Origin of the sequence: Roseateles sp. (genome assembly GCF_036404855.1) — a bacterium.
GTDB lineage: Bacteria > Pseudomonadota > Gammaproteobacteria > Burkholderiales > Burkholderiaceae_C > Pelomonas.
Genome location: NZ_DASWYS010000187.1, coordinates 1 through 9,034, shown reverse-complemented (window position 1 = coordinate 9,034; position 9,034 = coordinate 1). Strand labels below are relative to the sequence as shown.

At 69.0% G+C, this 9,034-nt stretch carries 6 protein-coding genes; 3 read left to right on the top strand and 3 right to left on the bottom strand.

Translation table 11 applies throughout. The features are described 5' to 3' along the window. The 3 genes from VGF12_RS12575 to VGF12_RS12565 form a co-directional block, all read right to left on the bottom strand. Positions 1 to 150 (bottom strand): NmrA family NAD(P)-binding protein (locus VGF12_RS12575; protein WP_331176380.1); only part of this gene is annotated, 150 nt, incomplete at its 3' end. Positions 151 to 364: 214 nt separating this feature from the next. Then, on the bottom strand, positions 365 to 3,031 hold the full coding sequence (locus VGF12_RS12570; protein ID WP_331176378.1) for a LuxR C-terminal-related transcriptional regulator: 2,667 nt from the start codon (positions 3,029 to 3,031) through the stop codon (positions 365 to 367). 52 nt (positions 3,032 to 3,083) lie between these two features. Next, positions 3,084 to 4,727, bottom strand: a complete 1,644-nt coding sequence (locus VGF12_RS12565; protein ID WP_331176377.1) for a hypothetical protein — start codon at positions 4,725 to 4,727, stop codon at positions 3,084 to 3,086. A 350-nt stretch (positions 4,728 to 5,077) separates the two neighbouring features. On the opposite strand from VGF12_RS12565, the gene pilB reads away from it, so the two are divergent. Genes pilB through VGF12_RS12550 form a run of 3 tightly spaced genes read left to right on the top strand, consistent with a single transcriptional unit; the run spans position 5,078 to position 8,915 of the window. Next, positions 5,078 to 6,745, top strand: coding sequence for a type IV-A pilus assembly ATPase PilB (gene pilB, locus VGF12_RS12560; RefSeq protein WP_331176379.1), 1,668 nt, complete (start codon positions 5,078 to 5,080; stop codon positions 6,743 to 6,745). Positions 6,746 to 6,762: 17 nt separating this feature from the next. After that, positions 6,763 to 7,986, top strand: coding sequence for a type II secretion system F family protein (locus tag VGF12_RS12555; protein WP_331176376.1), 1,224 nt, complete (start codon positions 6,763 to 6,765; stop codon positions 7,984 to 7,986). Further along, positions 7,986 to 8,915 (top strand): A24 family peptidase, encoded by a 930-nt coding sequence (locus VGF12_RS12550; RefSeq protein WP_331176375.1) that lies wholly within the window; start codon positions 7,986 to 7,988, stop codon positions 8,913 to 8,915. The genes VGF12_RS12555 and VGF12_RS12550 overlap by 1 nt, the downstream gene beginning before the upstream one ends. Positions 8,916 to 9,034 lie beyond the last annotated feature (119 nt).

Below are 9,034 nucleotides of genomic sequence, written 5' to 3'. Positions count from 1 at the left end.
GGCGCGGGCCGCAGGCTGACGCGTCAGCGCCCGCACCGCGAAGCGCCGCCAGGGGTCGCGCAGCAGCGCGCGGACCAGGCCGCCACCCTGAGCGCCCGTGGCACCGAAGACGGCGATGACGGGTCGCCCGGAGTGCGCCGTCGCGCTCATTGCGGTCGCCCAAGCAACCAGCCGCGCTCGCAACCGGCGGGGACGAGCAGGGTAGCGCGCAGCGGCGCGAAACGGCGAAGCGGGAACATCGTGACTCCAGGAAGTTCGGTCGGTGCCAGCAGGTGGCGTCAAGCGGCATCTTCGGAATCGGCGGCCCGGTCGACATCGCTCGGTGGAGCCATCGCGCGACCCGCAGCGGGCCATGGCCGGATGGTCAGCGACGGTGCCAGTAGGCTGCGGCCTGGGTGCGGCTGTCTACTGCGAGCTTGGTCAGGATGTTGGCGACATGCCGCTTCACGGTGTGCAGACTGAGATCGAGCGCGCGCGCGATGAGCTTGTTGCTCTGGCCCTCGGCGAGCAACGCCAGCACCTCGCATTCGCGCTCGGACAGCAAGCCATCCGCCGGCGCGGGCCGGGTCGGCACATCTGCGCCCTGCTGCCAGGCAGCCAGTCGCTGGCGCAGCGCGGCCAGGCTGGCGGCTGGCAACTGCAGCCGGCCCTCGGTGGCCTGCCACAGCGCCCGCAGTCGGTCGGGCGGCTCCAGCAGCAGTACGCCCCAGCCCTCGTCGCGGGCGGCGTCGGCCAGCGCGTCGTCCAGCCAGGCGGCCGCGACATCCAGCTCACCCTGGGCCACGCAACACGCGGCCAGGCTGAGTCGGGCGTCGCCGAGGAAGGCCAGCAGGCTGGCCCGTCGCTGTCGCTCCACCGCGAGCTCCAGGTGCTCACGCGCGGCGGCGAGGTCGTCGCGCAGCAGCGCATGCAGGCCCTGCACGAGAGCGGCGCCGGTGTCGAGCACCGGCCACTCCCGGGCGGTGCGCGGCGCAGCCAGCTCGGGCAGCAGCGAGGCGAGGCCGTCGATGTCACCGGCCCGCCAGTAGATGCGGGCCTGCACGTGCAGATACGTGCGCCGCCAACCGCTGCTGTGCCCGGCAGTCATGGTGTCCTGCACCTGGTCCAGCGCGGCGAGCGCCTCGGCGGTGCGGCCCAGCACGGCCAGATGCAGGCCGTTCAGGTGCTGGGCACCGATGGTGAGCATCACGGCGCCCGGTAGGTGGCGCTGCAACTGCAACAACGCCTGCAGCGCCTCTGCGGCCTGCGCGGGCTCCGCATGCCAGAACGCAAGCCAGGCGCCGAGCGCGGGCACTTGGACTTCAGCCTCGCCCTGGCCAGGACTGGGCGCGCGGGCGCGACACAGCCGCTGCAGCCGCTCCATCACTGGGCGCGCGCCGGGCACGCCGACGAAATGGCCGTAGCCCATGTCCACGATGTTGGGGTAGCGCGTTTCTGGCGCAAGGGCGGCGTTGTCGGCCATCGCATCGAGCGAGCGCAACAGCGTGGCAGTGTCACCCCGAGCCAGGCCATTCCAGGAACCCAGTGAGTCGAAGGCCACCTGCAGCGCCGGGGGCAGCCTGGCGCTGGCGGCGGCCTGCAAGGCCTCCTGGCAGCGCTGCATGTCGCCCATCGCGTTATGGCAGGCGCCCAGCATGCCGAGCGCAAGGAAGCGGTCGTGGCTGCGATCGTCGCGCTCGAAGGCATCATGGCTGCGCTGGAACTCGTCACGGGCGCGCAGCCAGTCCCAGCGCGACCAGGCGCACAGGCCCCGCAGCAGGGCCACTTCGGCATGCTGCTCGCGCCAGTCCGGCGGCAACTGGTCCAGCCAGCGCTCCAGGCGCTGAGTGCCGCCGACGGCCAGCAAAGCGTCCGCGACGCGGCGCAGGCCGGCCAGCGCCTCGGGCCAGCGCTCGGCGGCCAGCCAGTGCGGCACGGCGCGTTCGGCGCGCGCCTCGGCCGCAGCAGCACGGGCATGCAGTTCGGCGGCCAGGCCGGGCTGGCGGCGATCCAGCTCGCCCCGCAGGAAGTCGCGGAACAGGTCGTGAAAGCGCAACACCGGCACGGTCTCATCCAGCGCGGTGATGAAGAGCTGGCGGCCGTAGAGCCCGTCCAGTACGGCGGTCGCGTCAGGGCGCCCGGTGACGGCCTGGCACAGCGGCGGGCTGAGTTCTGGCAGCACGCTGCTGTGCAGCACGAAGTCCTGGAGCGGCGGCGGCAGTCCGGCCAGTACCTCCTGGGCGAAGTAATCGAACAGGTGGCGGTGGGCGGCGGGTCCGATCAGCAGCGGCGGAGCACTGCCATCGCCGCGGGCGCCGCGCGCACTGCCCAGCATCAGCTGCAGGCCGGCGGCCCAGCCATGGGTGCGGGCCAGCGCAGCGCGCAACGCATCGTCGGACATGCTCTCCAGCCCGCGCAGCTGGCACAGTGTCTGGGCTGCATCGAGGTCGAATTGCAGGTCCTCGAAGCCCAGCTCGACCAGCTCACCGCCGACCCGCCAGCGTGCCAGCGACAACGGCGGCGTCACGCGGCTGCCGATGAAAACGCACAGCTCCGGCGGCGCGCGGGAGATGAGCACATCCAGCAGCTGCAGCGCAGCGGCATCCGTCACGTGGTGGAGGTCGTCCAGCACGAGGGCGATGCGAGCCGTGGGACGCGCGCCCAGGGCGTCGATCAGCGGCCCCAGGGCGGTGCGCGCGGCGGGACTCGCGTCCTGCAACTGGGCCAGCACGGTGTCGGGCGGCACCGCCCAGGGCAGATCCAGCGGTGCCAGCGCGCCGACCAGCGCGGCAAACAGGCGGTTGGTGTCGTTGTCCTCGGCGTCCAGCGACACCCAGACGACCTCGCCGCCAGGTGCCGCGGCCAGGGCCGCACAGAGCTGCATGAGCAGCGTCGTCTTGCCAAAGCCGGCCGGCGCCTTCACCAGCACCAGCCGGGCCTGCGCCGCCTGGGCCAGCGTGCGCGCAAGCAGCGCGGGGCGGGCCACCGCGTCCCGCCGTGCGCGCGGGACGCGGTATTTGCTGGGCGAGGCGGGCGTCGTTGGCGTGTCCATGCGCGGTGGCGGAAGGTGGACGGATTCTAGGAAGTACGGGACCGGGCTGGCGTCAGAGCCAGTGGCGCATCAACAGGATGTCGAGGTCGCTGCTGCCGCTGGCCTCGCCGGCTTGCAGCACGCGCACCGCGGGTACGCGCTCGTCGGGTTGCAGAGCCAGCGCTCGGCCAGCGTCGGTGCGATTGCCGGCGGCCACGGGCAGGATGCGCAGGCCTCCCGGGCCGAAGGCCTCGTCGCGACTGCCATCGGCGTTCAGGCGCAGCAGCACGGTGTCAGCGCTGGAGCTGTTGCCGGTGTACACCCAGCCACCCAGCAGCAGCCGGCCGTCGACTTGCCGCACCAAGGCGGTGGCCTCGTCCCAGTTGCTGGCGCTGACAGCGACGACCGCCCGACCGGCCGTGCCGAAGTCCGGGTCCAGCCGGCCGTCGGCCAGCAGGCGCACGGCGGCGAAGTCGTGGTCGCGGTGACCAGCCAGGACGAGCTCGTTGTCGTCGGTGACGACAACGCCGCGCGCCGCGCCGGTGACGCTGCCGAACACGCCACGCACGATGCCCGCCTTGCCAAAACCGCGGTCCAGCGTGCCGTCTGTGCGGTAGGCCGCGGCGATGAAGTCACCCTCGCCGCCGACCGCGACGATGCGCGAGACGCCCCCAAAAGTCTGCAGAGCCAGCGCGTAGGCGGTCTCGCGGGAGCTGTCGCTGCCGATGGCGGTCAACACCTTCCCGCCGTTGCCGAAACTGGCGTCGAGGCTGCCGTCGCCGTTGTATCGGGCCAGCGCGAAATCGCTGCCGTTGGCCCCTTGATGGCTGTCCCCGGCCAGCACGATCCGGCCGTCGGGCTGCAGCAACAACGCGTAGGCCTTGTCGGCGCCGTTGCCGAAGGAAGTCGTCACGCGGCCCTCGCGGCCAAATCCGGCATCCAGCGAGCCGTCGGGTAGATAACGAGCGAGCGCGAAGTCATAGCCGGTAGCACCCTGGTCGCTGCTGCCGGCGACGAGGATCTTGCCGTCAGGCTGCACCGCCACGGCCTGGGCCTCGTCGCTGCGGCCGCCATTGCCAAAGGCGGTGCTGACCTTGCCGCCCTTGCCGAAGCGGGTGTCCAGGCCGCCGTCGCGCAGGTGACGCACAAGCATGAAGTCGGTGCCCGTGGCGGCGCTGAAGACGCCGAAGCCGGCCACGACGACCTTGCCATCGGCCTGCACGGCAACGCCGCGCACATAGTCGTCAGTTATGCCACCAGGCGCCAGCGGGCGGGCGGCCCCAAAGCTGGTGTCGACATCGCCGGCGGCGCCGCGTAGCGTGAACGTCAACGGTAGCGCCACGCTTGTCGCTCCACCGCCCTTGCCCTTGACGACCACATCCGTAGGCAGCGAGTGCGGCGCATCGGCGGCGGCCTGCAGCGTCAGCGTGCCACTGTTGCTGCCCGCCTCGACGCGCAACGCCATCGCCGTGGCGCCGCGGGACAGTCCCTCGACGAGGATCTGTATGCCTTCGTTGAAACCCGGCTCGCGCAGCACCCCAACGGTCAGGGTCGCCTGACGGCCGGGCTGGGCCATGGCGTGGCTGCGGTCCAGCGAGATGCTGAAACGCGGTTTGGGTGCTGCTGCCGCGGCGCCATGGCCGGCCAGCAAGGCCAGAGCGAACAAGGCCAGGGCATGGCGCAACCGGCCGGTGAAGCGGGGGTGGGAAGTGGGCATGGGTGGTGTGGTGGAGAAGTGGTGCGCGGCGCTCCATCACGCCAGCACGGGGGACCCGGCAGGTTAGTCAGCCACCATCGCGGCGGCATCGGCCGGAAGAGCCATGCCCGGCGCGCGGACGGGCCACAGCATCCCCCGCGAAGCTGCGAATCCGGGCTGCGCCACCCGGCACGACTGGAGACCGCCAACCCGCGACAAACTTCACGGTACACAGGGCAGGTCAGCCCCCCTCTTGGCCGGCCCATGACTGGCACAATCGACAGACTTCGCCCCTTCCGTCACCGACGTCACTGCCTGTGGAAACCACGCTAGCCGAGCCGCTCCAGTCCGCCCTGTCGGGGGTCGCGCGCATGCTGGTGCACGCCGGCAAGCTCCAGGCCAAGGTCGCCGAGGACCTCGTCAAGCAGGCGCGCGAGAAGAAGACCAGCTTCGTCAACGCGGTGATCGCGAGCGGTCAGGTTTCGCCGGCCGATCTGGCGCACACAATGTCCAGCGCGCTCGCGCTGCCGCTGCTGGACCTGTCGGCGATGGACCCGCAGCGCATGCCGCAGAACGTCCTCGACGCGAAGCTGACACAGCAATACCAGGTCGTCGCACTTTCGAGGCGCGGCAATCGCCTTCTGGTGGGCGGCGCGGACCCGACCGATCTCGAAGTCATCGAGCGCATCAAGTTTGCCACCCAGCTACAGCCCGAATGGGTCATCGTCGAGCACGACAAGCTGGCCAAGCTGCTAGCCAGCACCGGTGCCAGCGCAGCCGAAACGCTGGAGTCCATGGCCGGCGGCGACTTCGACTTCGACATCGCCGAAGAGGAGACGGCGCCCCAGCAGGAGTCGACCGAGCTGGCCGACGTGGAGGACGCACCCGTCGTGCGCTTCTTGCAGAAGATGCTGGTCGACGCGATCAACCTGCGTGCGTCCGACCTGCACTTCGAGCCGTACGAGTTCCACTACCGCGTGCGCTTTCGCGTCGATGGCGAGCTGCGCGAGATCACGCAGCCGCCCATCGCGATCAAGGACAAGCTGTCCTCTCGCATCAAGGTGATCTCGCGCCTGGACATCGCAGAACGCCGCGTGCCGCAAGACGGGCGCATGAAGCTGAAGTTCGGCGCCAAGTCCATCGACTTCCGCGTCAGCACGCTGCCCACGCTGTTCGGCGAGAAGATCGTCATCCGTATCCTGGACTCGTCGTCCGCCAAGCTGGGCATCGATGCGCTGGGCTACGAGAAGATCGAGAAGGATCGGCTGCTCGCGGCCATCTACCGGCCCTACGGCATGGTGCTGGTGACCGGCCCGACCGGCTCCGGCAAGACGGTGTCGCTCTACACCTGCCTGAACATCCTGAACCAGCCCGGCGTCAATATCTCGACCGTCGAGGATCCCGCCGAAATCAACCTGCCCGGCATCAATCAGGTCAACGTCAATGACAAGGCAGGCCTGAACTTCTCGGCCGCACTGAAGTCCTTCCTGCGCCAGGATCCCGACATCATCATGGTCGGCGAAATCCGTGACCTGGAAACGGCCGACATCGCGATCAAGGCCGCGCAGACCGGCCACATGGTGATGTCGACGCTGCACACCAACGATGCACCCAAGACGCTGACCCGGCTGCTGAACATGGGCGTGGCACCCTTCAACATCGCGTCGAGCGTGCTGTTGATCACGGCGCAGCGCCTGGTGCGGCGGCTGTGCGAGAACTGCAAACAGCCGGCTGACTACCCGCGTGAGGCCTTGCTCAAGGCCGGCTTCGTCGAAGAGGACTTCGACGGCAGCTGGAAGCCCTACCGTGCCGTGGGCTGCAACAACTGCACGAATGGTTACCGCGGCCGCCTCGGCCTTTACCAGGTGATGCCCATCACCGAACCGATCCAGCGCATCATCCTGGCCGAGGGGACGGCGATGGACATCGCCGAGCAGGCCAAGAAGGAAGGCGTGCGCGACCTGCGCCAGTCTGGCCTGGTGAAGGTGCGCGGCGGCGTCACGACGCTGGAAGAAGTGCTGTCCGCCACCAACGAATAACCCATCGAGGAGAGCGCATGGCCACCGCCACCGCTGCAGCAAAAGGCATCAAGGACTTTGTCTACGAATGGGAAGGCAAGGACCGCAACGGCAAGATCGTCAAGGGTGAGCTGCGCGCGGGCGGCGAGGCCATGGTCAGCGCCACGCTGCGCCGGCAGGGCATCCTCGTCAACAAGGTCAAGAAGCGCCGCACGAGCGGTGGCTCCTCGATCAAGCAGAAAGACATCGCCGTCTTCACGCGTCAACTGGCGACCATGATGCGCGCCGGCGTGCCGCTGCTGCAGGCCTTCGACATCGTCGCGCGCGGCGCGACCAACCCGCGCCTCACCCGGCTGCTGAACGACATTCGCCAGGACGTCGAAACCGGCACCAGCCTGTCCTCGGCCTTCCGCAAGCACCCGATGTACTTCGATGCGTTGTACTGCAACCTCGTCGAAGCCGGCGAGTCGGGCGGCATCCTGGAGGCCTTGCTGGACCGACTCGCGGTCTACCAGGAGAAGACCGTCGCGATCAAGAACAAGATCAAGTCGGCACTGACGTACCCGATCGCCGTCATGGTCGTCGCCTTCATCGTCGTGGCGGTCATCATGATCTTCGTCGTGCCGGCCTTCGAGGACGTGTTCAAGTCCTTCGGCGCTGACCTGCCCGCGCCGACGCTGTTCATCATCGCGCTGTCCAAGTTCTTCGTCAGCTACTGGTGGGCAATCTTCGGCGCCATCGGCGGCGGCGTGTACTTCTTCCTCCAGAGCTGGAAGCGGTCCGAGAAGATGCAAAAGCGCATGGACCGGCTGCTGCTGAAGGTGCCGGTGTTCGGCGACCTGATGTACAAGTCGGCCGTCGCGCGCTGGACACGGACGCTGTCGACCATGTTCGCCGCCGGCGTGCCCCTCGTGGAAGCGCTGGACTCCGTGGGTGGCGCCTCCGGCAATGCCGTGTTCGCCGAAGCGACGGAACAGATCCAGCGCGACGTGTCGACCGGTGCCGCGCTGACGACCTCGATGCAGACGACGGGCATCTTCCCGACCATGGTGCTGCAGATGTCCTCCATCGGCGAGGAATCGGGTTCGCTGGACCACATGCTGGGCAAGGCCGCCGAGTTCTACGAGGACGAGGTGGACGAGGCGGTCAAGGCCCTGTCCAGCCTGATGGAGCCCTTCATCATCGTCATCCTGGGTGGCATCATCGGCGGCATCGTCGTGTCGATGTACCTGCCCATCTTCAAGCTGGGCCAGGTGGTCTGATGCCGGTGGACTACAGCGTCTGGCTGTCGCCCTGGGTTCTCGGCATCCTCGGTCTGTGCATCGGCAGTTTCCTCAACGTCGTCGTCCATCGCATCCCGCTGATGCTGGAGCGACAGTGGCTGCACGAATCCGCTGCGCAGTTGACTGATGCCGCCGCCATGGCGCGCGTCGCCGGCGTGCCGGCGGAGGAGGCGGACAAGCTCGCCAAGTCGGTCGACGCCTACGGCACGAAGATCGAAGCCCTGCCCCCCTTCGGCCTCTCCAGGCCGCGGTCGCGCTGCCCCCATTGCGGCCACCAGTTGCGCTGGCACGAGAACCTGCCCGTCATCGGCTGGCTGCGTCTCGGTGGCAAGTGCGCCGCCTGCAAGGCACCGATCTCCAAACGATATCCGCTCGTCGAACTCGCCACGGGCCTGGCGTTTGCTGCCCTGTCCTGGCGCTTCGGCGCCCAGCCGACGACGTTGCTGTGGTGCGGCTTCGTCGCCGCGCTGATCGCGCTGGCGATGATCGACTGGGACACAACGCTGCTGCCTGACGCCATCAACCAGCCCCTGCTCTGGGCGGGCCTGGCTGCAGCGTTGATGGGCTGGACGATCCCGCTGGACAAGGCACTGATCGGCGCGCTGGCAGGCTATCTGTCGCTGTGGTCGGTCTACTGGCTGTTCAAGCTGGCCACTGGCAAGGAGGGCATGGGCTACGGGGACTTCAAGCTGCTCGCAGCCCTCGGCGCCTGGCTGGGCTGGCAGATGATCCTGCCCATCGTGCTCGGCGCCTCGGCCATCGGTGCGGTCGTCGGCATCGTCATGAAAATGAACGCCGGGCTGCGTGAGGGCCGCTATGTGCCGTTCGGCCCCTTCCTCGCCGGGGGCGGTCTGGTCGTGCTGTTCGCGGGTCAGGCCACGGTGCTGGGCTGGCTGGGCTGGGCCTGACCGGATGCGCGTGGGTCTGACCGGCGGCATCGGCCTGGGTGAGTGCCTCGGCGGTGATCAGCGGATGGAGGATGGCCTCGAGCCGGCGCTTGGCGCTGGCGTCCGAGAAGGCGAGGGCG